The organism is Limnohabitans sp. 2KL-1 (assembly GCF_003063435.1).
Taxonomy (GTDB): Bacteria; Pseudomonadota; Gammaproteobacteria; order Burkholderiales; family Burkholderiaceae_C; genus Limnohabitans_A.
Map to the genome: position 1 here is coordinate 706,534 of NZ_NESL01000001.1, position 22,846 is coordinate 729,379.

At 61.3% G+C, this 22,846-nt stretch carries 27 protein-coding genes; 13 read left to right on the forward strand and 14 right to left on the reverse strand.

Annotated features, from left to right (window positions below; genetic code table 11):
* Positions 1 to 31 precede the first annotated feature (31 nt).
* Positions 32 to 1,498, reverse strand: a complete 1,467-nt coding sequence (locus tag B9Z47_RS03250) for a M23 family metallopeptidase (RefSeq protein ID WP_108329771.1) — start codon at positions 1,496 to 1,498, stop codon at positions 32 to 34.
* Positions 1,499 to 1,639: 141 nt separating this feature from the next.
* On the opposite strand from B9Z47_RS03250, the gene tyrS reads away from it, so the two are divergent.
* The 4 genes from tyrS (at position 1,640) to dbpA (ending at position 5,883) form a co-directional block, all read left to right on the forward strand.
* The gene (gene tyrS / locus B9Z47_RS03255; protein WP_108329772.1) at positions 1,640 to 2,872 is read left to right on the forward strand and encodes a tyrosine--tRNA ligase; all 1,233 of its coding nucleotides are present in this window, start codon (positions 1,640 to 1,642) and stop codon (positions 2,870 to 2,872) included.
* Between the two features lie 49 nt (positions 2,873 to 2,921).
* A complete protein-coding gene (locus B9Z47_RS03260; RefSeq protein WP_108330065.1) occupies positions 2,922 to 3,848 on the forward strand; it encodes a cation diffusion facilitator family transporter in 927 nt (308 codons plus the stop codon).
* Positions 3,845 to 4,294: a D-aminoacyl-tRNA deacylase gene (gene dtd / locus B9Z47_RS03265; RefSeq protein WP_108329773.1), complete on the forward strand. Its 450-nt coding sequence runs from the start codon at positions 3,845 to 3,847 to the stop codon at positions 4,292 to 4,294. The genes B9Z47_RS03260 and dtd overlap by 4 nt, the downstream gene beginning before the upstream one ends.
* A 179-nt stretch (positions 4,295 to 4,473) precedes the next feature.
* Positions 4,474 to 5,883, forward strand: a complete 1,410-nt coding sequence (gene dbpA / locus B9Z47_RS03270; RefSeq protein WP_108329774.1) for an ATP-dependent RNA helicase DbpA — start codon at positions 4,474 to 4,476, stop codon at positions 5,881 to 5,883.
* Positions 5,884 to 6,283: 400 nt separating this feature from the next.
* On the opposite strand, the gene ybeY is transcribed toward dbpA, so the two are convergent.
* Together ybeY and B9Z47_RS03280 are read right to left on the reverse strand one after the other, a co-directional pair.
* The gene (ybeY, locus tag B9Z47_RS03275) at positions 6,284 to 6,739 is read right to left on the reverse strand and encodes an rRNA maturation RNase YbeY (protein WP_108329775.1); all 456 of its coding nucleotides are present in this window, start codon (positions 6,737 to 6,739) and stop codon (positions 6,284 to 6,286) included.
* Between the two features lie 94 nt (positions 6,740 to 6,833).
* Complete coding sequence (locus B9Z47_RS03280) at positions 6,834 to 7,814, reverse strand: PhoH family protein (protein ID WP_108330066.1); 981 nt, start codon at positions 7,812 to 7,814, stop codon at positions 6,834 to 6,836.
* 95 nt (positions 7,815 to 7,909) lie between these two features.
* Here B9Z47_RS03280 and ruvA point away from each other — a divergent pair, with 95 nt between their 5' ends.
* The 4 genes from ruvA to ruvB are packed head-to-tail and all read left to right on the forward strand — an operon-like array spanning position 7,910 to position 10,216.
* Entirely contained in the window at positions 7,910 to 8,485 is a 576-nt protein-coding gene (ruvA, locus tag B9Z47_RS03285) for a Holliday junction branch migration protein RuvA (protein ID WP_108329776.1), read from the forward strand.
* Positions 8,486 to 8,532: 47 nt separating this feature from the next.
* Positions 8,533 to 8,805, forward strand: coding sequence for a PbsX family transcriptional regulator (locus B9Z47_RS03290; protein WP_108329777.1), 273 nt, complete (start codon positions 8,533 to 8,535; stop codon positions 8,803 to 8,805).
* Positions 8,802 to 9,167, forward strand: coding sequence for a type II toxin-antitoxin system PemK/MazF family toxin (locus tag B9Z47_RS03295; RefSeq protein ID WP_108329778.1), 366 nt, complete (start codon positions 8,802 to 8,804; stop codon positions 9,165 to 9,167). Before B9Z47_RS03290 ends, B9Z47_RS03295 begins: the two co-directional genes overlap by 4 nt.
* Complete coding sequence (gene ruvB, locus B9Z47_RS03300; RefSeq protein ID WP_108329779.1) at positions 9,164 to 10,216, forward strand: Holliday junction branch migration DNA helicase RuvB; 1,053 nt, start codon at positions 9,164 to 9,166, stop codon at positions 10,214 to 10,216. The genes B9Z47_RS03295 and ruvB overlap by 4 nt, the downstream gene beginning before the upstream one ends.
* A 111-nt stretch (positions 10,217 to 10,327) precedes the next feature.
* Here the strand turns inward: ruvB and B9Z47_RS03305 are convergent, their stop codons facing one another.
* Genes B9Z47_RS03305 through B9Z47_RS03330 form a run of 6 tightly spaced genes read right to left on the reverse strand, consistent with a single transcriptional unit; the run spans position 10,328 to position 14,110 of the window.
* Positions 10,328 to 10,972 carry a histidine phosphatase family protein gene (locus B9Z47_RS03305; protein WP_108329780.1) on the reverse strand — a complete coding sequence of 215 codons (645 nt, stop codon included), beginning with the start codon at positions 10,970 to 10,972 and terminating at the stop codon, positions 10,328 to 10,330.
* A gap of 12 nt (positions 10,973 to 10,984) precedes the next feature.
* Positions 10,985 to 11,614 carry a DUF4136 domain-containing protein gene (locus B9Z47_RS03310; RefSeq protein WP_108329781.1) on the reverse strand — a complete coding sequence of 210 codons (630 nt, stop codon included), beginning with the start codon at positions 11,612 to 11,614 and terminating at the stop codon, positions 10,985 to 10,987.
* 18 nt (positions 11,615 to 11,632) lie between these two features.
* Positions 11,633 to 12,571, reverse strand: a complete 939-nt coding sequence (gene ttcA, locus B9Z47_RS03315) for a tRNA 2-thiocytidine(32) synthetase TtcA (RefSeq protein ID WP_108329782.1) — start codon at positions 12,569 to 12,571, stop codon at positions 11,633 to 11,635.
* A 5-nt stretch (positions 12,572 to 12,576) separates the two neighbouring features.
* Positions 12,577 to 12,948, reverse strand: coding sequence for a dihydroneopterin aldolase (locus B9Z47_RS03320; protein WP_019426540.1), 372 nt, complete (start codon positions 12,946 to 12,948; stop codon positions 12,577 to 12,579).
* Complete coding sequence (locus tag B9Z47_RS03325) at positions 12,945 to 13,340, reverse strand: dihydroneopterin aldolase (RefSeq protein WP_108329783.1); 396 nt, start codon at positions 13,338 to 13,340, stop codon at positions 12,945 to 12,947. The genes B9Z47_RS03320 and B9Z47_RS03325 overlap by 4 nt, the downstream gene beginning before the upstream one ends.
* Entirely contained in the window at positions 13,337 to 14,110 is a 774-nt protein-coding gene (locus B9Z47_RS03330; protein ID WP_108329784.1) for an SDR family oxidoreductase, read from the reverse strand. The genes B9Z47_RS03325 and B9Z47_RS03330 overlap by 4 nt, the downstream gene beginning before the upstream one ends.
* A 143-nt stretch (positions 14,111 to 14,253) precedes the next feature.
* Between B9Z47_RS03330 and B9Z47_RS03335 the strand changes: the two genes are divergently transcribed.
* The 5 genes from B9Z47_RS03335 to trxC all read left to right on the forward strand — a co-directional run bounded on the left by B9Z47_RS03335 (position 14,254) and on the right by trxC (position 16,980).
* Positions 14,254 to 15,354, forward strand: coding sequence for a class I SAM-dependent methyltransferase (locus B9Z47_RS03335; RefSeq protein WP_108329785.1), 1,101 nt, complete (start codon positions 14,254 to 14,256; stop codon positions 15,352 to 15,354).
* A gap of 18 nt (positions 15,355 to 15,372) precedes the next feature.
* Positions 15,373 to 15,567 (forward strand): DUF2905 domain-containing protein, encoded by a 195-nt coding sequence (locus B9Z47_RS03340; protein WP_108329786.1) that lies wholly within the window; start codon positions 15,373 to 15,375, stop codon positions 15,565 to 15,567.
* 381 nt (positions 15,568 to 15,948) lie between these two features.
* Positions 15,949 to 16,164 (forward strand): hypothetical protein, encoded by a 216-nt coding sequence (locus B9Z47_RS03345; RefSeq protein WP_233253626.1) that lies wholly within the window; start codon positions 15,949 to 15,951, stop codon positions 16,162 to 16,164.
* A gap of 14 nt (positions 16,165 to 16,178) precedes the next feature.
* The gene (gene infA, locus B9Z47_RS03350) at positions 16,179 to 16,439 is read left to right on the forward strand and encodes a translation initiation factor IF-1 (RefSeq protein ID WP_019426546.1); all 261 of its coding nucleotides are present in this window, start codon (positions 16,179 to 16,181) and stop codon (positions 16,437 to 16,439) included.
* 94 nt (positions 16,440 to 16,533) lie between these two features.
* Positions 16,534 to 16,980: a thioredoxin TrxC gene (gene trxC, locus B9Z47_RS03355; protein WP_108329788.1), complete on the forward strand. Its 447-nt coding sequence runs from the start codon at positions 16,534 to 16,536 to the stop codon at positions 16,978 to 16,980.
* A gap of 329 nt (positions 16,981 to 17,309) precedes the next feature.
* Here the strand turns inward: trxC and B9Z47_RS03365 are convergent, their stop codons facing one another.
* The 5 genes from B9Z47_RS03365 to B9Z47_RS03385 all read right to left on the reverse strand — a co-directional run bounded on the left by B9Z47_RS03365 (position 17,310) and on the right by B9Z47_RS03385 (position 22,739).
* Positions 17,310 to 18,569 carry a multifunctional CCA addition/repair protein gene (locus B9Z47_RS03365; RefSeq protein WP_108329790.1) on the reverse strand — a complete coding sequence of 420 codons (1,260 nt, stop codon included), beginning with the start codon at positions 18,567 to 18,569 and terminating at the stop codon, positions 17,310 to 17,312.
* 13 nt (positions 18,570 to 18,582) lie between these two features.
* Positions 18,583 to 19,266 carry a glutathione S-transferase family protein gene (locus B9Z47_RS03370; protein ID WP_108330067.1) on the reverse strand — a complete coding sequence of 228 codons (684 nt, stop codon included), beginning with the start codon at positions 19,264 to 19,266 and terminating at the stop codon, positions 18,583 to 18,585.
* Positions 19,267 to 19,464: 198 nt separating this feature from the next.
* Positions 19,465 to 20,424: a complex I NDUFA9 subunit family protein gene (locus B9Z47_RS03375; RefSeq protein WP_108329791.1), complete on the reverse strand. Its 960-nt coding sequence runs from the start codon at positions 20,422 to 20,424 to the stop codon at positions 19,465 to 19,467.
* Positions 20,421 to 21,509 carry a M14 family metallopeptidase gene (locus tag B9Z47_RS03380; RefSeq protein ID WP_108330068.1) on the reverse strand — a complete coding sequence of 363 codons (1,089 nt, stop codon included), beginning with the start codon at positions 21,507 to 21,509 and terminating at the stop codon, positions 20,421 to 20,423. Before B9Z47_RS03380 ends, B9Z47_RS03375 begins: the two co-directional genes overlap by 4 nt.
* A gap of 18 nt (positions 21,510 to 21,527) precedes the next feature.
* Positions 21,528 to 22,739 carry a M20 aminoacylase family protein gene (locus B9Z47_RS03385; protein WP_108329792.1) on the reverse strand — a complete coding sequence of 404 codons (1,212 nt, stop codon included), beginning with the start codon at positions 22,737 to 22,739 and terminating at the stop codon, positions 21,528 to 21,530.
* Between the last annotated feature and the right edge of the window lie 107 nt (positions 22,740 to 22,846).

The window sequence follows — 22,846 nt, forward strand, 5'->3', positions numbered from 1 at the left end:
ATCGCATCAAAAAAGGGCCTTGCGGCCCGTTTTATTGGATGCTGCTCTCGCGCATCTGCGCAGCAGCTTGCAGTTTGGTTCTGGCTTGTGCCACCATGGAGTTGAAGCGGGCTTTGGCTGCAGGGCTGATGGGATCGCTTTGTGCCTGCTGGATGATTTTTTGGGGGTCGACGTGAGCGCCGTTCACGCGGAATTCAAAGTGCAGGTGCGGTCCTGTCGACCAACCGGTTGAACCGACCGCCCCCACCACTTGTCCTTTTTGAACGGTTTGTCCTTTGCGCACCTGGATGCGGCTGAGGTGGGCATACACGGTGCTGTGATTGCCGCCATGGTTCACGATCACCATGTTGCCAAATCCCCCCTGCACACCTGCAAACTCGATGACACCGTCACCTACTGTTTGGGCGGGTGTTCCAGTGGGGGCTGCATAGTCAACGCCTTGGTGTGCCCGCATGGTCTGGAAAATAGGGTGCAGGCGCATGCTGAAACCGCTGGTTTTGCGCGAGAACGCCACGGGTGCAGCCAAATAGGCTCGGCTGAGGCTCTTGCCTTCCATGTCGTAGTAGTTGCCCTTTTGGCCTGGTTCCTGAAACCAGACAGCCTCATATTGTTGGTTGTCGTTGTTGAATTCGGCACTCAGAACACGACCTGTGCGCAGAGGCTCACCGTCGGCTTCAAGGACTTCGTAAACCACAGAAAAACGTGCACCTTTGCGCAAGGTGCGGTGAAAGTCGATTTGGTTGGAAAAAATTTGGGCCAGCTGATTGATGACCGCATCGGGCAAGCGCGCTTCATCGGCAGCATCGTACAAAGAGCGTGATACCGTGCCCCCGGTCACCCGGATGCTGGTGTTCATGGGGGAGGTTTCGAGTGCTGCCTGCAGCCCCTTGTCCGTGCGCTTGATCACCAAACGTTGGAAGAACGCGTCGTTCTCGCTTTTCAGCCAGCGAACAGTGAGGGTGCGCAACTGCAATTGGTTATCGGCTTCGGCAGATACCGCACGTCCGGCTTGCTGCAAGGCCAACTTGGCCAAGGGGTGCTTGCGCAGAAAGGCCGCAGATTCGGGGTCTACAAGACCCAGGCGACGCAACAGGCTTTCGGGTGTATCCGCAGAGCGTGTACTGTCGGTGCGCGTCAATTGCATCTCGATCAGATCCAGTGCTTTGGCTTGCGACTCGAGGTGGTTAATTTCGACGGGCGTGGCAATGCTGACAACGGGTTGATCGGCGATGTCCGGACCCAGGTTGGCAATGGCGAAAGCCCCGCCCGCACCCGCCAACAGCAGAGATGCCAGTGTGGCGCTGATGGTTTTCGGGTGACGCATGAGCCAAGACGAAGACGCTTGAACCCAGTGATTGACCTGTGGGTGTTGACCATCTAGCCAGTCAAGGGCGCGTTGCGTGATCAGCAAGAGGGTCCCGAGGACAGCCGTGCACAGGAACATGAAGCCCATGAGCAAAGACATCAGCTTGGACTGAATGAAAGAAATGATGGACATTAATTTGGGGTGTTTCGCGGAACCTCTGCCATTTGGAGGCAAAGGCTGCGAGAAGAACAATCAAGCCGTCCTAAAATGAACAGCTGGCAATAGTTACCAATTGTATCGGTCTATACCTCTTTGAACTTGGAAAAAACCCTTATGAATCAAGCGCTTGTTACAAAATTCCCGATCACCGATACGGTAATGAATACTTTAGAAATCACATTGCGCGGATGTGAAGAGTTGATCCCCAAAGAAGACTGGCTGCAAAAAATCGCCAAGTCCGAAGCCACGGGTGTGCCCTTGCGCATCAAGCTGGGTCTGGACCCTACAGCGCCCGACATCCACATCGGTCACACCGTGGTGCTCAACAAGATGCGTCAGTTGCAGGACCTGGGTCACCAAGTGATTTTCCTGATTGGCGATTTCACCAGCTTGATCGGCGACCCCTCGGGCCGCAACAACACCCGTCCGCCACTGACGCCTGAACAGATCAAGCTCAACGCCGAGACTTATTACAAGCAAGCCAGTCTGGTTCTGGACCCGTCCAAGACCGAGATCCGCTACAACAGCGAGTGGTCGCTGCCATTGGGCTCGATGGGCATGATTCAACTGGCGGCCAAGTACACGGTGGCGCGCATGATGGAGCGCAACGATTTCCATGACCGCTTCAAGGCCGGCACACCGATTTCCGTGCACGAGTTTCTCTACCCGCTCATGCAAGGCTACGATTCGGTGGCGCTCAAGAGCGACCTGGAGTTGGGGGGGACCGACCAAAAGTTCAACCTGCTGATGGGGCGTCACCTGCAGGCCGAATACGGCCAGGAGCCGCAATGCATCCTGACCATGCCGCTGCTCGAAGGCTTGGATGGTGTGGACAAGATGTCGAAGTCGAAAAACAATTACATCGGCATCAGCGAAGAGCCCAACACCATGTTCGCCAAAGTGTTGAGCATTTCGGACACGTTGATGTGGCGCTGGTACACCTTGTTGTCGTTCAAGTCGATGGCTGAGATCGAGGCCCTGAAAAAAGAAGTCGAGGGCGGCCGCAACCCCAAAGACGCCAAAGTCATGCTGGCCAAAGAGATCACGGCGCGCTTTCACAGCGCAGCCGCGGCCGATGCGGCCGAGCAGGATTTCATCAACCGCAGCAAGGGTGGCGTGCCCGATGACATCCCCGAGGTCAACCTGGCGGGTGCGCCCATGGGCATTGGTGCCTTGCTCAAATCGGCCGGCTTGGCCCCCTCAACAACTGAAGCCGGTCGCCTGATCGACGGCGGTGGTGTGCGCGTGGACTCCAGCGTGGTCAGCGACAAGGGCCTGAAACTCGAAGCGGGCACCTACGTGGTGCAAGTAGGCAAGCGCAAGTTTGCCAAGGTGACATTGGCTTGAACGGGGGCTGTCATACGGACTCGTCATGCGCCGGGAGTATCCTGAACCCATGAAAAATCTTGATTCCTGGATGACACCCACGCGCATGCTGTGGGCTTCGGTGGCGGTGGCCTTGGTCACCATTGCGCTCAAAACCGGGGCCTGGTGGCTGACCGATTCGGTGGGCTTGCTGTCGGACGCGATGGAGTCGCTGGTCAACCTGGCCAGTGCGGTGTTCGGCTTGATGATGGTCACCATTGCGGCACGCCCGGCCGACGACGATCACCCCTACGGCCACCACAAGGCCGAGTATTTCTCTTCTGGCTTTGAAGGCATCCTCATTTTGGTGGCCGCCTTGGGCATCATCTGGGTGGCGCTGGGGCGCTTGTTCGATCCTCAACCGATCGAGCAGGTCGGCTGGGGTCTGGTCTTGTCGGTGGGCAGTTCGGCGCTGAACGGTTTGCTGGCCTGGCTGATGTTTCGCGCTGCGCGGCAGCACCGCTCGCTGGCGCTGGAAGCCGATGCCCGGCACCTGGTGACCGACGTCTGGACATCTGCTGGCGTGGTGGTGGGCATTGCGTTGGTCAGCGCCACGGGCTGGTTGTGGCTGGATGCCGTGGTGGCCATCGGCGTGGCTTTGAATATTCTGAAAGAAGGCTGGAGCCTTGTCTGGCGCTCTTCGCAGGGCCTGATGGACGAGGCGCTGGAGCCCGAGGTTTTGGCCGATGTGCAAAAAGTTCTGGATGGTTTTGCGCACCAGCGTGGCGACACAGAGATCATCCGTTTTGACCATCTGAACACCCGCAAGGCTGGCCAACGCCGCTTTGTGGATGTGCACATGCACATGCCCGCCAGTTGGACCTTGGGGCGGGCGGCCGCCTTGCGTGCGAGCGTGGAGCAGGCGCTGATGAGCGAGGTGCCCGGTTTGCGCGCCACCATCCAGCTCTTGCCCAGCGATGTGGAAGCGCATTTTGACGACCCCAGGGATTTGAAATGATGGCCGTGTTGCAGCGGGTCAGCGAGGCCAGCGTGCGGGTCGAGGGCGATGTGATCGGGCAAATCGGCGCGGGCTTGCTGGTGCTGCTGTGCGCCGAAAAAGGCGACACCGATGCGCTGGCAGACAAGATGTTGGCGAAAATTCTGAAACTGCGCATCTTCAGCGATGCCGCAGGGAAGATGAACCTGAGCGTGCAGGATGTGGGCGGTGGCTTGCTCGTGGTCAGTCAGTTCACCTTGGCCGCCGATGTGGCCGGCGGTAACCGCCCGAGCTTCACCCAGGCGGCTGCTCCCGAAGACGGTCGACGTTTGTATGAGCACTTTGTGGCCCAGGCCCGAGCGGCGCACCCGGTGGTGCAGACGGGCCAGTTTGCGGCCGACATGAAGGTGTCGCTGGTCAATGACGGGCCGATCACCATACCAATGCGCATGAGCTTGGTCATTTGAGCTGAAGCGACCGACAGACGGTTTGCTCTTGGTGCCGTCAAACGCGTCGTGTAGGTCGGAGCTTCAGCTCCGACAATGACCGCTTCGGTACAGATCTACGGCCTGGCTGAAGCCGCCGGCCAGGAAGGGGACACGCATGTTGGCGAGCAACCAACATCTTCGCCGCCGATAATCGCTGCATGATTGCAAAACCCCAAGACGCGACATCGGCTCGCTTTGACCAGCTTCAGCTGGCACCCGCCACCCTCCAAAACCTCGAACAACTGGGCTACACCCAGATGACGCCGATCCAGGCGGCCAGCTTGCCGCTGACCCTGGCCGGGCAAGACCTGATTGCCCAGGCCAGCACCGGCAGTGGCAAGACCGCCGCTTTTGGCCTGCCCCTGATCGAACGCTTGCAAAGCGCTGGTTCACCCAGTGCCGCCATTCAGGCGGTCATCTTGTGCCCCACCCGCGAGTTGGCCGACCAGGTCACGCAAGAAATCAGGCGCCTGGCCCGCGCCCGCCAGAACGTGAAAGTCGTTACCCTGTGTGGTGGCGTGGCCCTGCGCGGCCAGACGGTGAGCCTGGAGCACGGTGCCGATGTGGTGGTGGGCACGCCCGGCCGCATTCTGGACCACCTGGAGCGTGGCTCGCTCAGCTTGGCGGGCGTGAACACGCTGGTGCTGGACGAGGCCGACCGCATGCTGGACATGGGCTTTTTCGACGACATCGCCAAGGTGGTGCGCCAGTGCGCCAAAGACCGCCAGACCCTGCTGTTTTCGGCCACTTACCCCGAAGGCATCGCCAAGTTGGCGGCGCAGTTCATGCGCGCACCGCAAACCGTGAAAGTGGAGGCGCAGCACAGCGCGCACAAAATCCGGCAAATTTATTACGAAGTGAGCGAAAGCCAGCGCCTGGATGTGGTGTCCAAACTGCTGGCGCATTTCCGGCCCGAGCGCACGCTCGCGTTTTGCAACACCAAGCAGCAGTGCCGCGACTTGGTGGCGGTGCTGCAGGCGCAGGGCTACAGTGCATTGGCGCTGTTTGGCGAGCTGGAGCAGCGCGAGCGCGACCAGGTGTTGGTGCAATTTTCCAACCGCAGTTGCTCGGTGTTGGTGGCCACCGATGTGGCTTCGCGCGGGCTGGACGTGGAAGGCCTGGAAGCCGTGATCAACGTGGACGTGACGCCAGACCCGGAAATCCACATCCACCGCATTGGCCGCACGGGCCGGGGCGATGCCGAAGGTCTGGCGCTAACGCTGGCCAGCATGGACGAGATGGGCGCGGTCGGCAAGATCGAGGTGATGCAGGGCCGCGAATCGAAGTGGGAGCCGATTTCCGGTCTGACACCTGCCGCTGGCGGGCCGCTGCAGCCCCCCATGCGCACGTTGCAAATCGTGGGCGGGCGCAAGGAAAAAATCCGTGCCGGTGACGTGATGGGCGCGCTGGCCGGAGAATGCGGCTTGACTCGGGAGCAGGTCGGCAAGATCAATGTGAACGAGTTTTCGACCTATGTGGCGGTGCAGGCAGCGCTGGCCAAAAAGGTCGAGGCGCAGTTGTCACACGGCAAGATCAAGGGCAAGAGTGTGAAGGTGCGGTTGCTCTAACGCTGGAGGTTTTTCGTTTGCGATGCTTGTGCCTTTCGCTTGGCCGGTGAGTGAGGGGATGCGGCGGGTTCCTCATGACGGGGTACCGAAAATCGTCACCCGCCGCATCCCCTCACTCACCTGAGTGGTGGTTTTGGCGTATTTTGTGAGCGTTGTTTGTGACCTGGCTTGGCCAATCTGTAGGTCGGCACCTTCAGGTCCGACGGTGTTTTGATACTCGGCAGGTCATAAAAAAACCACGGCCTCGAATGGGGTGGGGCCGGGTGACGATTTACGGTACCCCGTCATGAGGAACCCGGCCCCACCCCATTCGAGGCCTCCCCCGCTCAAACCATTCGAGGCCCCCGCACCTCAAACCATCCGAGGCCTCACAAGCCCAAGCGAACCTCGCCAGCAAAAATTAGAGGTAAGGGTTCTTCAACCCCAACCCCGCCAAAATGGCCACCTCATAGGCCTCCATCTCCTCGGCGTCGGCTTCGCTGGTCTCGTGGTCCCAGCCCTGGGCGTGCAAAGCACCGTGCACCAGCAAATGCGCGTAGTGCGCGGCCAGCGTCTTGCCTTGCTCCTTGGCTTCGCGCGCGACCACCGGTGCGCACAGCACCAGGTCCGCCATCACCACGGGTTCTTGCGCATAGTCGAAGGTCAGTACGTTGGTGGCGTAGTCCTTTTTGCGGTAACTCTTATTCAGTTCCCGGCCTTCTTCTTCGCCCACGATCCGCACCGTGATTTCGGCATCATCGACCAGCGCGTGGCGGATGGCTCGGGCGACCGCGTGGCGGGGCAGGGCGGCGCGGTGGCGGGCTGCGTAGGGAATGTCACCGAATTGCAGCGACAGTTGGAGTTGTTTGAGAGCCATGTGTGGATTCGGTGTCAAGCGAGAAAGGGGTGGCGTGCGGCCTGGTTCGTCAATCGGGTGAAGGCGGTGTGCAAACTGAAGAGAATGCCGCGCTTCAATCGTCGGTGGGCAAAGGCTTGCGGCGGGTCGTCACGCCCGCGCGCAGCGCGGCGCTGCCTTGCGCATCGTAAGCGTCCACGATGCGGGCCACCAGCGGGTGTCGCACCACGTCGGCGCTGCTGAACCGCGTGAAGGCGATGCCCTTGACACGTTTGAGCACCCGCTCTGCATCGATCAGTCCACTCAGTTGCCCTTTGGGCAAGTCGATTTGGCTCACGTCACCCGTGACCACTGCCTTGGCCCCAAAGCCGATGCGGGTCAAGAACATCTTCATTTGCTCGGTGCTGGTGTTTTGTGCCTCGTCCAGGATCACAAACGCGTTGTTCAGCGTGCGCCCGCGCATGAAGGCCAGCGGCGCGATCTCGATGGCGTTGCGCTCAAAAGCTTTCTGCACCTTGTCGTAGCCCATCAGGTCGTACAGCGCGTCGTACAGCGGGCGCAAATACGGGTCGACCTTTTGCGACAGGTCGCCCGGCAAAAAACCCAGCCGCTCACCGGCTTCGACCGCCGGGCGCGTCAGCACGATGCGCTGCACGCTGGAGCGCTCCAGCGCATCCACCGCGCAGGCCACGGCCAGATAGGTCTTGCCGGTGCCTGCAGGCCCGATGCCGAAGGTGATGTCGTGGCTGGCGATGTTCTCCAAATACGCGGCCTGCACCGGCGTGCGGGCCTTCAGGTCGGTGCGGCGGGTTTGCAAACTGGGCAGGTCTGCTTCTTCGCCCGCGCTGTCGCCCACCAGCATGAGCTGCACCATGTCGGGCGCAATCGGGCGGTCAGCGCGTTCATAAATCGCCTGCAAAATTTCCATGGCCCGCACGGCCACGGCCTTGGGGCCATCCACCTTGAACTGCTCATGGCGGTGCGCAATGCTCACTTGCAAGCCCGCCTCGATGGTGCGCAGATGGGCGTCCATGGGGCCGCACAGGTGCGACAAGCGGGTGTTGTTGTGCGGCGTGAAGGTGTGTCTGACGATCAAGTGGATAATCCTGTTCGTTGTGGTTTCGACCGGTTTGTTGCAGGCCGTGGAGCCCTGATTTTCCTCTATACCGCGCAACCCAAGGGCTTCCTTCCATGATTGGCAAACTCACCGGCATCCTGAGCGACAAAAACCCACCTGAGGTGATCGTGGACTGCCATGGCGTGGGCTACGAAGTCAATGTGCCCATGAGCACGTTTTACAACTTGCCTGCCACCGGCGAAAAAGTCAGTCTGGTCACGCACTTTGTGGTGCGCGAAGACGCGCAAATCCTCTACGGTTTTGCCACCTTGAGCGAGCGCGAAGCCTTTCGCCAGCTCATCAAGATTTCCGGCGTCGGCCCCCGTACTGCGCTCAGCGTGCTGTCGGGCATGAGCGTGTCCGATCTGGCGCAGGCCATCACCACGCAAGCAGTCGGGCGGCTGGTCAAGGTGCCGGGCATCGGCAAAAAGACCGCCGAGCGTTTGCTGCTGGAGCTCAAAGGCAAGCTGGGCGGCGACATCGGCGGCCTGTTCAGCCAGCACGCGGGTGACGCCCACGGCGACATCCAGCAAGCCCTGCTGGCGCTGGGCTACAACGACAAAGAAGCCGCCGCCGCCCTGAAACTGCTGCCCGCCGATGTGGGCGTGAGCGACGGCATCAAGCTGGCGCTCAAGGCGCTGACCAAATAAGACCATCGGGCTGGCGTTCTGGCTATACGCTGGATATACTTGGCGTTATGAAAACCACTGCCTTGACCATTTCCACCTGGGGCAACAGCCACGGCATCCGGCTCAGCCGTGAGTTGATGCAGTCGCTGGGCATCACCCCCGGCACGCCTTTGCAGGCCACGGTGGTGGCCAAAGGCTGTCTGGAGCTGCGTGCGGTGCCCCAACGGCCCAGTTTGCAAGACAAGCTGGCCGCATTTGATCCTTTGGTGCATGGCGGCGAAGTCATGCAGGATGCGCCCCAGGGGGCTGAGTTCGGGGCTGATGCGGGCCGCGCCAAGTGAGCCGGACTGTTTGGGTGCCCGAGCGGCAAGACATCATCTGGATCAACTTCAACCCGCAGGTGGGCCGCGAAATGCGCGACATGCACCCCATGTTGGTGTTGTCACCGAAGGCCTTCAACGACAAAACCTCGATCGTGATCTGCTTTCCCATGTCCACGGCCGCTTACAACGCCACCAATCCGTTTGCGATCGACAACAGCAAAACGGCCAAACAACCGAGCTACATCATCTGCAACCAGCCCAAGAGCTTTGACTGGCGACAGCGTGGTGCCACGCCGCACCCTTGGAAGCGGGTCAGCGATACGATCTTTCAGGCAGCGCGCCTTGAGCTCAATGACATTCTTGAATTGGTGACCCCATGAGCATTCGCACCGACGACTTTGCCCCGCAGCCCGAACCCCGGGTCATTTCAGCGGCCCCCGTGTCCCATCAAGAAGAAGCCATTGAACGCGCCTTGCGCCCCAAGCTGCTTGATGAATACGTGGGGCAGGTCAAGGTGCGCGAGCAGCTGGAGATTTTCATCAGCGCGGCCAAGATGCGCGAGGAGCCCTTGGACCATGTGCTGCTCTTCGGCCCGCCTGGTTTGGGCAAGACCACGCTCAGTCACATCATTGCGGCCGAATTAGGTGTGAACCTGCGCCAGACCAGTGGCCCGGTGCTTGAAAAGCCCAAGGACCTGGCAGCGCTTTTGACCAATCTGGAGCGCAACGATGTGCTCTTCATTGACGAAATCCACCGCCTGTCGCCCGTGGTCGAAGAGATTTTGTACCCCGCGCTCGAGGACTACCAGATCGACATCATGATCGGCGAGGGCCCGGCGGCGCGCAGCATCAAACTTGACTTGCAACCCTTCACCCTGGTGGGGGCGACCACCCGTGCGGGCATGCTCACCAACCCGCTGCGCGACCGTTTTGGCATCGTGTCGCGCCTAGAGTTCTACACCCCCGAAGAGTTGACCCGCATCGTGACCCGCAGCGCCGGTTTGCTCAAAGCGCCGATTGACCCGGAAGGCTCGTTCGAGATCGCCCGCCGCTCACGCGGCACGCCACGCATCGCCAACCGCCTGCTGCGCCGGGTGCGCGACTACGCCGATGTCAAAGGCGACGGCACCATCCACAAGGGGATCGCCCAAAAAGCCCTGGTCATGCTCGATGTGGACCCCGAAGGCTTCGACCTGATGGACCGCAAACTGCTCGAAGCCGTGATCCACCGCTTTGATGGTGGCCCGGTCGGTCTGGACAACATTGCGGCCAGCATCGGTGAGGAGCGCGACACCATCGAAGACGTGATCGAGCCGTATTTGATTCAGCAAGGTTATTTGCAGCGCACACCACGGGGGCGCATGGCCACCTTGGCCGCGTTCAAGCATTTGGGCGTCACGCCGCCCAAGTCGTTTGGCGAACGGATGTAAAGACGGAAGCTGTTTTGTTTTTTGTGGGAGCGAGCCCCTGCTCGCGAATGCTTGGGTAACCTCAACGACCGATTCGCTCACAAGCTGCGAGCGTCTGCAAATTCAGCTTGTTCAGGTCGTCGTCTCGTCTTGGCCCAGCGCCTCCAGGTGCGAGGTGTCCCCCCAGCCCACCAGCGACAGCCCTTGCGGCGTCCACAGCAGGCGGTTGACGGCGGTGTTGGTCAGTTGCCAGGTGCGCGGGGCCTGCAAATCCAGACGGGTGGCAGCGCGGTACAGGATGTCCAGCACGCCGCCATGGGCCACCATCACGATTTGCTGGCCAGGGTGCCGGGCTGCCAGCTCGTCCACGGTGGCCACAATCCGTTCACGCAACGCGATCAGAGATTCACCGCCGTCAGGCGGCGTCCAGTCTGGCGTGCGTTTGCGCCAGTGCCAGGCGTGCTCGGGCAACTCGACTTCGATCTCGGCAAAGGTGCGCCCCTGGAACGCACCAAAGTGACGCTCGCGCAGACCGACATGTGTGGTCACGCTTTGACCGACAAGCTGCGCAACCGCCTGGGCCGTGGTGTGGGCGCGAGACAGGTCGCTGGCGTAAATCGCATCGATGGCATCCCCTTGGACCAAAGCCTTGGCCAAATGCTGGGCTTGGCGCAGGCCCACCTCGTTGAGCGGTATGTCCAGATGGCCTTGCAGGCGTGTGTCCACGTTCCAGGCGGTTTCTCCGTGGCGAATCGCCAGAATGCGGGTCGGTTCCATGAAGTCCTTGTTTCAGCGCGGCAGTTCGATGTTGACCCGGCGCAGGCCTTCGGGCGGGTTGGGGAAGTTGGCCAGCGCGGCCTGGAACAGGGTGGCAAAAATTGGCACGCTGTCGTTCCAAGGGCCGGTGTGGCTGGCGCGGGTTTCGTAGACCACTTGGCCTGATTTCAGGTCGCGCATGACGACGCTGACTTCGCGACGGTAATGCGTGGGCGGCGGAAAGCGCATACCGACACCCAGGCCGATGTGCGAGCCAAAGCCTGATCCGATGGCCACACTGCCATAAGGCGTCCAGCCTGGCCCGATGGGGCGGCCCCAAGGGTCTGCCAGGTACTGCGTGCCGCTGAAGCCCACCATCACGCTCAGGCTGGCTGCGGCGTCGTCGCGTACCAAGCCCACCGCCGTCATGGCGGCTTGCGCTTGCTGCTCGGCCAGCCCGGCTTCGGGGTTGTTGACCTGTGACGGCAGGCGTTCAAAACGGTATTTGGCGCCTTGCAAGCTCATGCCCGGCGGCACTGCCGCCACGGACACGACATCGCTGTCGATCAAGCGCATGGAGGCGCAGCCCGTCAAAACGGTCAAGGCCAGTGCGGCCAAGGCCATCGAAAACCACCGCGTGAGCTGCCGAGTTGCTGTGCGCATGACCTGTCTCCTTGAGAATTACATCGAGATGACCTGAATCCCTGGCAAAGAGGGCTCCTTGAACTCTTCCTCGTCAAACGCCTTGTCGCCGTCATCCGATTCGATGCCTGTGATCTTCAGGTCCTTGAAGCCGTGCAGCTTGGCGTCCATCAAATGCGAGGGCACCACGTTTTGCAAGGCGGCAAACATGTTTTCAATGCGGCCGGGGTGCTTCTTTTGCCACTCGCGCAGCATGTTGCCCACTTGCAGGCGTTGCAGGTTTTCCTGGCTGCCACACAGGGTGCACGGGATGATGGGGAACTGTCGGTGCTCTGCCCAACGGATCAGGTCGGTTTCGGCCACATAGGCCAGCGGGCGGATCACCATGAACTCGCCGTTGTCGCTGACCAGTTTCGGGGGCATGCCTTTGAGCTTGCCGCCAAAGAACATGTTCAAGAAGAAGGTTTGCAGCATGTCGTCGCGGTGGTGGCCGAGCGCCAGCTTGTTGCACTTCAACTCGCGCGCCACGCGGTACAAAATGCCCCGGCGCAGGCGCGAGCACAGGCTGCACATGGTCTTGCCTTCGGGGATCTTGTCCTTCACGATCGAATAGGTGTCTTGCGTCTCGATGTGGAACTCCACCCCCAGCTCTTTCAGGTAAGCGGGCAGGATGTGGTCCGGGAAGCCGGGCTGCTTTTGGTCCAGGTTGACCGCCACCAGCTCGAAGTCCACCGGGGCGCGGGCCTTCATCTTGAGCAGGATGTCCAGCATGCCGTAGCTGTCTTTGCCGCCCGACATGCAAACCATGATGCGGTCGCCCGCTTCGATCAGGTTGAAGTCGCTGATCGCTTGGCCCATTTGGCGGCACAGGCGTTTTTCGAGTTTGTGGGTTTCGCGCTCGATTTTGATGGCTTTGGCAGCCTCTGATTCGGCTTGTGCTTGTACCCAGGCGTTGTCTGCTGCTGTGTCTGTGTTCATGAGGTTTACCACTGTCCGGTTTCCATGCGAATGGCCACTTCGCAGTCTTCAAAAATTTCAAGTTTGGCAATCTTGACGCGCACGCCCAGCACGCCGGGCAACTGCATCAGGCGGTTCGAGACTTTGCCGATCAAAGTCTCCAACAGGTTGATGTGCTCGGCCGTGCATTCATCGATGATGATTTTGCGCACTTTGCGGTAATCCAGTACCGAATGGATGTCGTCGTCGCTGGGCAGCAGGGGCTGCGTGCCCAGGTTCAGCTCTGCGTCCACCTGGATCGGCTGCGGGTCTGTTTTTTCGTGTTCCAGAATGCCCAGATTCGCGTCAAAGCGCAAACCGGTCAGCTCCAGGGTTTGGTGTCCTGCGGGTGTTTTCATGGCGCGGGTTTGATTTGGAAAATTTCAACCCCAACCGCTTCGCAGTCCGGGTACACGTCGGGTTTGCAGGTGGACAGGCGCACCGCCTGCACCTGCGGGTGCGCGATCAGCTCGCGCATCAGGTCGTCGCACAAAGTCTCTTGCAGCACGATGTGGCCCTGGGCTACACGGCGGGCAATTACCTCGCGGATGAAGTCGTAGTCCACCACCTCGGTCAGGTCGTCCTGCGTGGGGGTGGACGCGCTGTAGGGCACGAACAGCTCCACATTGAAGACGATGCGCTGGGGGCCAAGCTTTTCAAAGTCGTGCGCGCCGATGCGCACGTCTACTGTGTGGTTGCGCAAAAACAGGCGGCGGCAATTCAGTGCCAGTTGACTGAGAATATCGCTCATGGTGCGTCCTTGGGGTCGGCCAGAAACATCACATCGCGCTCAAGCGGCACCAGATGCTGGCCGTTGTCTACACACACCGTGGTGCCTGTGATGCAGAGGTTTTGCGCCAGAAACAGGCAGGTGGCGGCCACCTGCGCCGGGTCGATCGGCTGGCGCAACAGGTTTACCCGGCTGGCACGGTCAAAGTTGTCTTGGGTTTGCGGGCCGCTCAAAAACATCAGGCCCGGAGCCACGCCGCACACGCGCAAGGGGGCCAGGGCTTGGGCCTGCAAGGCCACGGCGCGCTCCAGCGCCAGTTTTGACACGGTGTACGAAAAATAGTCCGGATTCAGGTTGAACACCTTCTGGTCCAGGATGTGGACCACGCTTCGCTGGCCGGGCAGGGCTTCGGGCGCAGCTTGCCGTGCCATCAGCGAGGCCAGCAGCATGGGTGCGATCAAATTCACTTCGAGTTGCAGACGCGCGCCGGGCAGGTCCATGTCAGTGCCCTCGTCCGGCTCGAAGAGCGAGGCGTTGTTCACCAGGCAATCGAGCGGCCCGTTGGCCTGCGTGATGTGAGCCACCATGCGCTCGACCTCGGCACTTTGCGCCAGGTCGGCTTGCACCAGTTCAACGTTGGCGCCCAGCGACTGCAGCTCGGCCTGCAAGGCCTGCGCCGCAGCCGCTGAGCGTTGGTAATGGCACCACACGCGCCAGCCCGCCGCCGCAAATTGGCGAACGATCTCTGCGCCCAGGCGGTGAGCGCCTCCGGTGACCAGAACTTGTTTCATGTAGGGGGATGAGCAGGTAACGCGCCGTTGCGCGGGTCCGGGCAGGATTCGCAGCGACACAAAGGCGCAATTATCGGGGATGCCCGGCGTGGGGCTTATGCGGTTGCGCAAGACCCTGGCACCCCTTGGGTGACAATCGCAGGGTGACAACCGAGCATTTCATCCCCTCCGAGCTGACCCAGCGCATCCACCAGGCCATCGCCCAGGCCGGTGGCTGGCTGGGTTTTGACCGTTTCATGGCCATGGCGCTGTACGAGCCGGGGCTGGGTTACTACACCAACGCCTTGCAAAAGTTCGGGGCCATGCCGTCTTCGGGCAGCGATTTCGTGACCGCACCGGGCTTGTCCCCTTTGTTTGGCCACACCGTGGCGGTGCAGGTGCTTCAGGCGCTCAAGGCCACGGGCACCGACGAGGTGTGGGAGTTTGGCGCAGGCACGGGCGCTTTGGCCTTGCAGCTGCTGGACAGCCTGGGCGATGCCGTGCGCCGTTACACCATCATCGATTTGTCGGGCACTTTGCGGACCCGTCAGGCCGACACCTTGCTTAAGCATGCCGACAAAGTCCGCTGGCTGGACGCCTGGCCCGACGCCATCGAGGGCGTGGTGGTGGGCAACGAGGTGCTGGACGCCATGCCGGTGCAGCTGTTGCAGCGCACCCTGGGCGTCTGGCACGAGCGCGGGGTGGTCAGTGCGGGTGAGGGTTTTGCTTGGCAAGACCACCCCACCGAACTGCGCCCGCCCGTGGACATTGAAGGCGAGCACGATTACCTGACCGAGAATCACCCGCAGGCCGAAGCGTTCATCGCCAGCCTGGCCGAGCGCTTGCAAGCGGGCCGGGGCGGGGCAGCGTTTTTTCTGGATTATGGCTTTCCCGAAGGCGAATACTTTCACCCCCAGCGCCACATGGGCACCGTCATGTGCCACCAGCTGCACCAGGCCGATGCCGACCCGCTGGTGGCGGTGGGCCAAAAAGACATCACTGCGCATGTGAACTTCACCGGCATGGCGCTGGCGGCGCAAAACGCCGGGCTGAATGTGCTGGGTTACACCAGCCAGGCCTGGTTTTTGTTGAACCTGGGACTGGCTGAGCGCATGGCTGAGGCCTCTTTGGCCGAACGCAGCCAGGCCCAACGCCTCATCAACGAGCATGAAATGGGCGAGCTGTTCAAGGTGATCGGTTTTTCCACTTCCACCGACTGGTCGGCCCAGGGCTTTGCCCGGGGCGACCGCTCGCACCGCCTGTAAACGGCATCAAGGCAGGCTATGTTGCGTTGGCTCATCGTGGTGTTTCTGGCCCTGATCATTTTCAGTGGTCTGCAGCCCTGGCTGCAAAAGCTGGGGTTCGGGCGCTTGCCGGGTGACTTTCGCTTCCGCTTGTTTGGGCGCGAGTTTTTCATCCCCATCACCAGCACCTTGCTGTTGAGCATGGTGGCGGCAGCGGTGGCCCGGTGGTTGTGAGTTGGAAAGCTTGCAAAAGCACCAAAACCGTGAACGTGTTACAGTGCGTCACGCCATTGGCGACTTATGCCCATCTCGCTCTTTCTGAGCCGATAGCGCATCCCGGCAGAGGGATGCCAGTCTTGTCCTCCACTGTGCTCATCGCCCGCCATGCTTTTTAAGAGCTGGGCCCAGACGATTTTTTGCTTCCTTTTTGACGCACCTCTGCACGGTGCTGTTGTTGGGCAGGCCTTGCGGTCTGCGTATGGGGGCGCTTTTTTGGCAGCAGGACATGCCAAGACCCGTGCCGCTGCACAGCCCCCAAGAGGGCCGAAAAAAGCGGTTCGACCCCCTTCGTTAAAATACATGACTCTTTCATATTGTTCACACCAACCCATCTCCATGGGAAAATTCCGAATTCAGCCGTGCTCCAGGGCTTTGCCCAATGGCGCATTTGGCGCTCAAGTGTCCGTGGCCAGTGGCCGCGGCAGCGCCAGCACTGATCGCGTGATGCGCTTTGTGCCCGAATTTGCAACACCTGCCGCCGCCAGCCAATATGCCCTCGATGAAGGCATGCTGTGGGTCGAGCGCCAGACCTCCAAACCGATCCTGCTTTGAGAAAGACGTTTTAAATGGCTAAAGAAGAACTGATTGAACTGATGGGCGTGGTCAACGAAGTGTTGCCCGACACGCGTTTTCGCGTGACGCTGGACAACGGCCACCAATTGATCGCCTACTCTGCGGGCAAGATGCGCAAAAACCACATCCGCATTTTGGCGGGTGACCGCGTGACGCTGGAGTTGTCGCCTTATGACCTGAGCAAAGGTCGCATCAGTTTCCGTCACCTGGCTGGCCGTGCCCCGATGGCACCGCGCCGTCCACCCGCTCGTTGATTCTGTCCGGTCCTTTGCGTTGACCTGAGTCAACACGCAAGGCTCTTGAATCGCCGAGCATGATCCCCAAGTGGTTTTCAACACAGGGGAACTCATGAGCGCTTCAGCCGACGCCTTGCACATTGTTTGTCCACATTGCCACACCACCAACCGGGTGCGTGTGGCCGATATGCACAACGCTCCCGATTGCGGGCAATGCCACAAAACACTTTTTGTTGGTCATCCGCTGGCGCTCGATCAGGCCAGCTTTGACAAGCACATTGGCCGCAGCCAAGTGCCTGTGCTCGTGGATTTCTGGGCACCCTGGTGCGGCCCGTGCCGCATGATGGCCCCGGCTTATGAGCAGGCCGCCGGCCTTTTGGAGCCCCAAGTGCGGGTGGCCAAACTCAACACCGAAGACGCGCAGGCCATCGCCGCCCGTTTCAACATCCGCAGCATCCCCACACTCGCCCTGTTTGTGGGCGGCAAGGAAGTTGCCCGTCAGGCTGGCGCTTTCCGCACGGCGCAGGACATCGCCGACTGGACGCGTTCGCACCTTTGAGGTGTGTTCGGGACCGACGGTGAGGTCTCAGATCTGAGGGCGTTACTACGACCTTGAGATTTTTCGGATCAGCCATCCCAGCAATAGCCATTGAATGGTGCCCAGAGTGAAAAATGGCATCCAAATCAACAACATGTGGATAGCGTGAGATGGGTTGTTGATCGGACCCAAAGTATTCAGGCCTATGCCTGTCAAGATGGACGAGGGCATATTCAGCAAATACATCATCACGGACAACTCACCGCCACTGGACGGCGTTTGTTGAGCCAGTATGGCTTGAGCCAGCACCAAGACGTTGACGCTGAGCCAGATACGCACAAGCCATTTCATCAGGGGTTCGAATCTATGTCTGCCAAGGCGCGGGCTCTAGCTTTAAATATTCGTTGGCCTATGTCTGGCCCTTTCAAACCTTCTTGCTGAGCCAGCGCGGCAATTTCGGCTGTTTTGACGCCCAAAACAAGGCGTTGGGCTTCCAACAAACGTTCGGCCTGTGGGTAAGCAGCCCCTTCAAACCCCAGCCGTCCCCGCGCATCGCATTCACAGGCTTGCAGCACCCGAGCAAAGCGCTCGGGTTGCCGAATGGCGTCACAACGGTCGAGCAAACGCATCAAGGCCTCAGGTCCCAGTTCGGCGCTGCGGTGGATGTTGCCGTGCTCACGCGCCACGACTTCGGCCAGTTCCTTGCCATCGGTGGGTACGCGCAGGCGTTCGCACACCTTTTGCAAAAGTTTGACGCTGCGGCCTTCGTGGCCGATGTGCCGGGGCAACACGTCGGCGGGGGTCGTGCCTTTGCCTAGGTCGTGCATCAGGCAGGCCACACGCACCGAAAGCGGCGTGTTCAGGCGGGCGGCCATGTCCATCACCAGCATCATGTGCACGCCCGTGTCCACCTCGGGGTGGTATTCGGCCCGCTGGGGCACGCCCCAGAGGCGGTCCAGCTCGGGCAGCAGCACTTTGAGCGCGCCGCATGCGCGCTGCACCTCGAACATGCGCGAGGGTTTGGAGCTCATCAGTCCGCGGGCCAGTTCTTGCCAGACGCGCTCGGGCACCAAGTGGTCCACCTCGCCGTCCTCCACCATCTGGCGCATCAAGGCCATCGTTTCATCGGCCACAGAAAAGTCGGCAAAGCGCGCCGCAAAACGGGCCAGCCGCAGGATGCGCACGGGGTCTTCGGCAAAGGCCTCGGTCACGTGGCGCAGCACCTTGGTTTGCAGGTCGCGTTGGCCGTCATAGGGGTCGACGATGTGGCCCGCCCAGGCGCTGGGTGGCTGGTGCGCCAGCGCTTCGGGCACGGCCATGGCGTTCACCGTGAGGTCACGCCGGGCCAGGTCTTCTTCGAGCGTGACATCGGGCGCGGCTTGCACCGCAAAGCCTTTGTAGCCTCGCGCCGTCTTGCGCTCGGTGCGGGCCAGGGCGTATTCCTCGCGAGTCTGCGGGTGCAGAAAGACCGGAAAGTCCTTGCCCACGGGCACATAGCCTTGCGCGGTCATGGCTTCGGGCGTGCTGCCCACCACCACCCAGTCGCGGTCATTGACGGGCAGCCCCATCAAGGCATCGCGCACCGCACCGCCGACGACAAATACGTTCATTTCAGCGCTTTATTCAGCGAGCCACCCGGAAAGGCTCTTCAAAGTCGATGAAGTCTTTTTCGGCCAAAGCGTCGTCGATCCAGGCCTTCACGCCGGGCAGGGCGCAGACACGGTCCATGTAGGCCGCCACATCGGCTGGCACAGGCAGGGCATAGGTTTTCAGGCGCATGACGACCGGAGCAAAGTAGGCGTCGGCCACGGTGAAGTGGCCAAACAGCATGGGGCCGCCGTGTTCTTTGAGCAGGCCGCTCCAAAGGCTGCAGATGCGTTCCAAATCGGCGCGCACGGCAGGTTTGTCGCGCAGGGCCAGTGCGCCGACGTCGGGCAGGTGCGCCTCGATGTTCATCGGGCAGGCACTGCGCAGGCCCGTGAAGCCGCTGTGCATTTCTGCGCAGATGCTGCGGGCACGCGCACGGGCGGAGCGGTCTTGTGGCCAGAGCTGTTTGTCGGGGAACTGCTCGGCCACGTATTCGGCGATGGCCAGGGTGTCCCACACCGCCAGACCGCCGTGCACCAGCACAGGCACTTTGCCGACCGGGTTGACGTCTTTGAGCATGGCCTTGAACTGCGAGTCGGGCGCAAAGCTGTCAAAGCGGACGTAGACCTCTTCAAAGTCGATGCCCGCCTGGCGCAGCAGCACCCAGGGGCGCATGGACCAGGACGAGTAATTTTTGTTGGCGATGTAGAGCTGGATCATTTTTTCTCCCATGGATCAGCCCTCCATGGTAACGACCCTCGCTTGATTGGGCTGGCTACTGAACCGCTGCAACCTGTCAAAAGCGTTGTCTTCGTTGCGAGGATCTGCCGCATGTCGCGCTTTTGATGGCCCGACATGGCGGGTGTCAACGGCGCGTTGGATCGGCTGCGTCGCCAAGAGACGGTTGGGCAGGGTAGATCAGCGGCCTGCTTGGGTGCGCCAGCCGTTGAGGCGACTGCGGGGTCCGCGGTGCCCCAGGTAGGTGGGGGCCAGGCCCGAAGCTGAAGCGGGTGCAATGCCCAGCGCCTGCAAACCAGGCCACTGGCCAGTGGCGATGTTGTCCACCTTCATGGAGGCCAGGTTGTCCCGGCTCATCAGCGGCTCGCCCGGGGCCATTTCCATCGCCAGGGCCTGCAGCCAGCCCATCCACATCGGCAAGCCGATCACCGGGCGGCCATGGCCGTGGTTCACGCCGGCCCACTGGCCTGCGAGCTTGACCAGCTCGCCCAGCGTCAGCACGTCAGGGCCGCACAGCTCGTAGGTCTGGCCAATGGTGTCCGGCTGTTGCAGGCAAGCCACCACGGCACGTGCCACATCGCCCACCCACACGGGCTGAAAGCGCGTGCCGCTGCCCGCCAGGGGGACAAAGGGCGCCACGGCTTGCAGATCGGCAAACAGGTTCAGGAATTTGTCTTCGGCACCAAAGATGACGCTGGGGCGCAAGACCGTGAGCGCCAGGCTTGCGCTGCTCAGCACCGCTTCGCCCCGTGCTTTGCTGCGCTGGTACATCGAGGGGCCTTGCGCATCGGTACCCAGCGCGCTCACATGCACCAACCGTTGCAGGCCGGCTGTTTTCATGGCCCGGGCGATCTTGGCGGGCAAGTCGACGTGCACCTGCTCAAAGCGCGCTGCGTCGCCGTGCAGCACGGCCACCAGATTGACCACCGCATCGTGACCGGTCATCAGTCGAACCAGGTCGGCTTCGTTGTGCACCGAGGCTTCGATGACGGCAAGGCCCGGCAGGCTTTGCACGCCGGCCGCATTGACAGCGCGGCGGGTGGGCACGGTGATGTGCCAGCCCAGGCGGGCCAGTTGTTCGCAGACTTGGCGGCCGACAAAGCCGCTGCCGCCCAGCACCAGAACGCGTGGGGTGCTCATGGCGTGTTCAAACCCGTGACGGCCTGGTGCATCGCATCCATGGCCTGATCCACGATCTGGGTGCGCCAGGCGTCGGTGTCGACATAAAACGCATCCATCAGGTCTTGTTTGATCTGCTGGCGCAGCGCATCGGGTGCTTCAGGGTGCCCTTGCAACCAGTGGTCGCCGCGCAAGGCGTACATGACCTTGTCCGGTGGCTGCGTGCCATATTCCATGGCGATCCCGGTGTATTCGGCTTGTGGGCATTCCTGATAGGCCGACAACCACATCAGGCCTGTGAGCATGGGGGAGCTGGACGAGCCGTCGTAAATCGAAGTGATGCCCTGGCCCCACCAGGCTTTGGCGCGCTGATAAGCCGCTGCATCGTCGGCGCAGGCGAATATGCGCTCGCCCACCCCGCTGGGGCCCAGACCCGTGTGCAGGTCGATCCAAGCCAGTTTTTGGCAGTTTTGGCCGTACTTTTGCAGGACCCGGCGCAGCGTCAGATTGCTCCAGGTGGGTGCTTGACCACCAAAGAACAGGCCCTCGGGGAATTCGTGTTGACCCTTGGAGATCGCGGACTGGTAAGCCATCATGCCGCGCTCTGCAATGTATTGGCCTGTGGCGGCAGCATTGGTGGCATCGGGTGGCCAGACCTCGGGCAAAAGCAGTGGCTGGATTTCGCGGTAAGCCGAGTTGTCTGGCAAGGGGGTGGAAAAGTCCTGAAAGTTGCGGTTGATGTCCACGTTTTCATGGGTCACGCGCCGCACATGCGAAAAGCCGTGCGGATTGAGCGCGTGGATGTAGAGCACGGCCACGCCTTGGGCTTTGGCGGCGTCACGCCAGGTGGTGTTGTGCAAAGCGTGGATCTGAACACCCGAGCCGCAGTAGCCTTCGACCCCGTGGCAAGCGCTGCTGATGACCAGCAAGCGCTTCGCATCGACAGCGCCGTCCAGCACCACATCCATGGCCATTTCTTCGCCATCACGGCCCTTGAGGGGGTGGATGTTCGAATCCACCGAAAGCCCTGCAGCTTGTGCGGCGTTCAGGAATTTTTGGCGAGCTTCAACGTAGCTTTTTGAAAAACCGCTCTGGATATCGGACATGTGCATTCCTGAAAAGGATTATTGGGCTTGTGTCGGGTTGGCCAGCCACTGTGTGGCCAGCTCCACCCAATACGTGCCGCCCAGTGGAATCAGGTCGTCGTTGAAGTCGTAGCTCGGGTTGTGCAAGGTGCAAGGGCCGCCGCCGTGGCCCATTTCACGGTGCGCGCCATCGCCGTTGCTGATGAACACATACGCGCCGGGCTTGGCCTGCAGCATGTACGAGAAATCTTCCGCGCCCATGGTGGGTTCCTGGTTGACCACATGGTCAGCGCCCACGATGCCGGTCATGACCTGGCGGGCAAAGTCCGCTTCTGTGGCGCTGTTGATGGTGGGTGGGTAGTTGCGGTGGAACTCGAATTCGCACTGTGCGTCAAAGGCGGTGCAAATCGATTCGGCCACCTGCTTCATGCGGGTCTCGATCAGGTCGAGCACCTCGATGCTGAACGTGCGCACCGTGCCTTGCAGCTCGCACGCGTCTGGCACCACGTTGGTGGCTTCACCGGCGTGGATCATGGTGACCGAGATCACACCCGCATCCACCGGCTTCTTGTTGCGGGTGATGATGGTCTGAAAGCCCTGCACCATCTGGCAGGCGATGGGCACCGGGTCGATGCCGTTGTGCGGCAGGGCGGCGTGGCTGCCTTTGCCACGAATGACGATTTTGAATTCGTTGCTGGACGCCATGACTGGGCCTGCGCTCACAGCAAAAGTGCCCACCGGGGCGCCGGGCCAGTTGTGCATGCCGAACACGGCCTGCATCGGGAACTTGTCGAACAGGCCGTCCTTGATCATCTCGCGGGCACCACCGCCGCCTTCTTCGGCGGGTTGGAAAATCAAATACACCGTGCCGTCAAAGTCGCGGTGTTTGGCAAAGTGCTTGGCCGCTGCCAGCAGCATGGCGGTGTGACCGTCGTGGCCGCAGGCGTGCATCTTGCCTTGGTGCTTGCTGGCGTGGGCGAAGGTGTTGAATTCCTGCATGGGCAGTGCGTCGATGTCGGCGCGCAGACCAATGCCGCGACCGCACGCGCCACCGTCACGCCCGTGCACGATGCCCACCACGCCCGTGGTGCCCATGCCCCGGTGGATGGGGATACCCCAGTCGGTCAGTTGCTGCGCCACCACATCGGCGGTGCGCACTTCCTGAAAGCACAGCTCGGGGTGAGCGTGGATGTCTTTGCGAATGGCCGCGATGCTGGCCGCGTCGGTGAGGATGGAGTCGATGAGTTTCATGCAATACAGTCTAGCGGGACTTCTTTGGGCGTGCCATCCCCCCTGAGCGCTTGGGGGACATGCGCCATCAGGGTTCGCCCTGATGAGTTCACGGGCATGGCACGGTT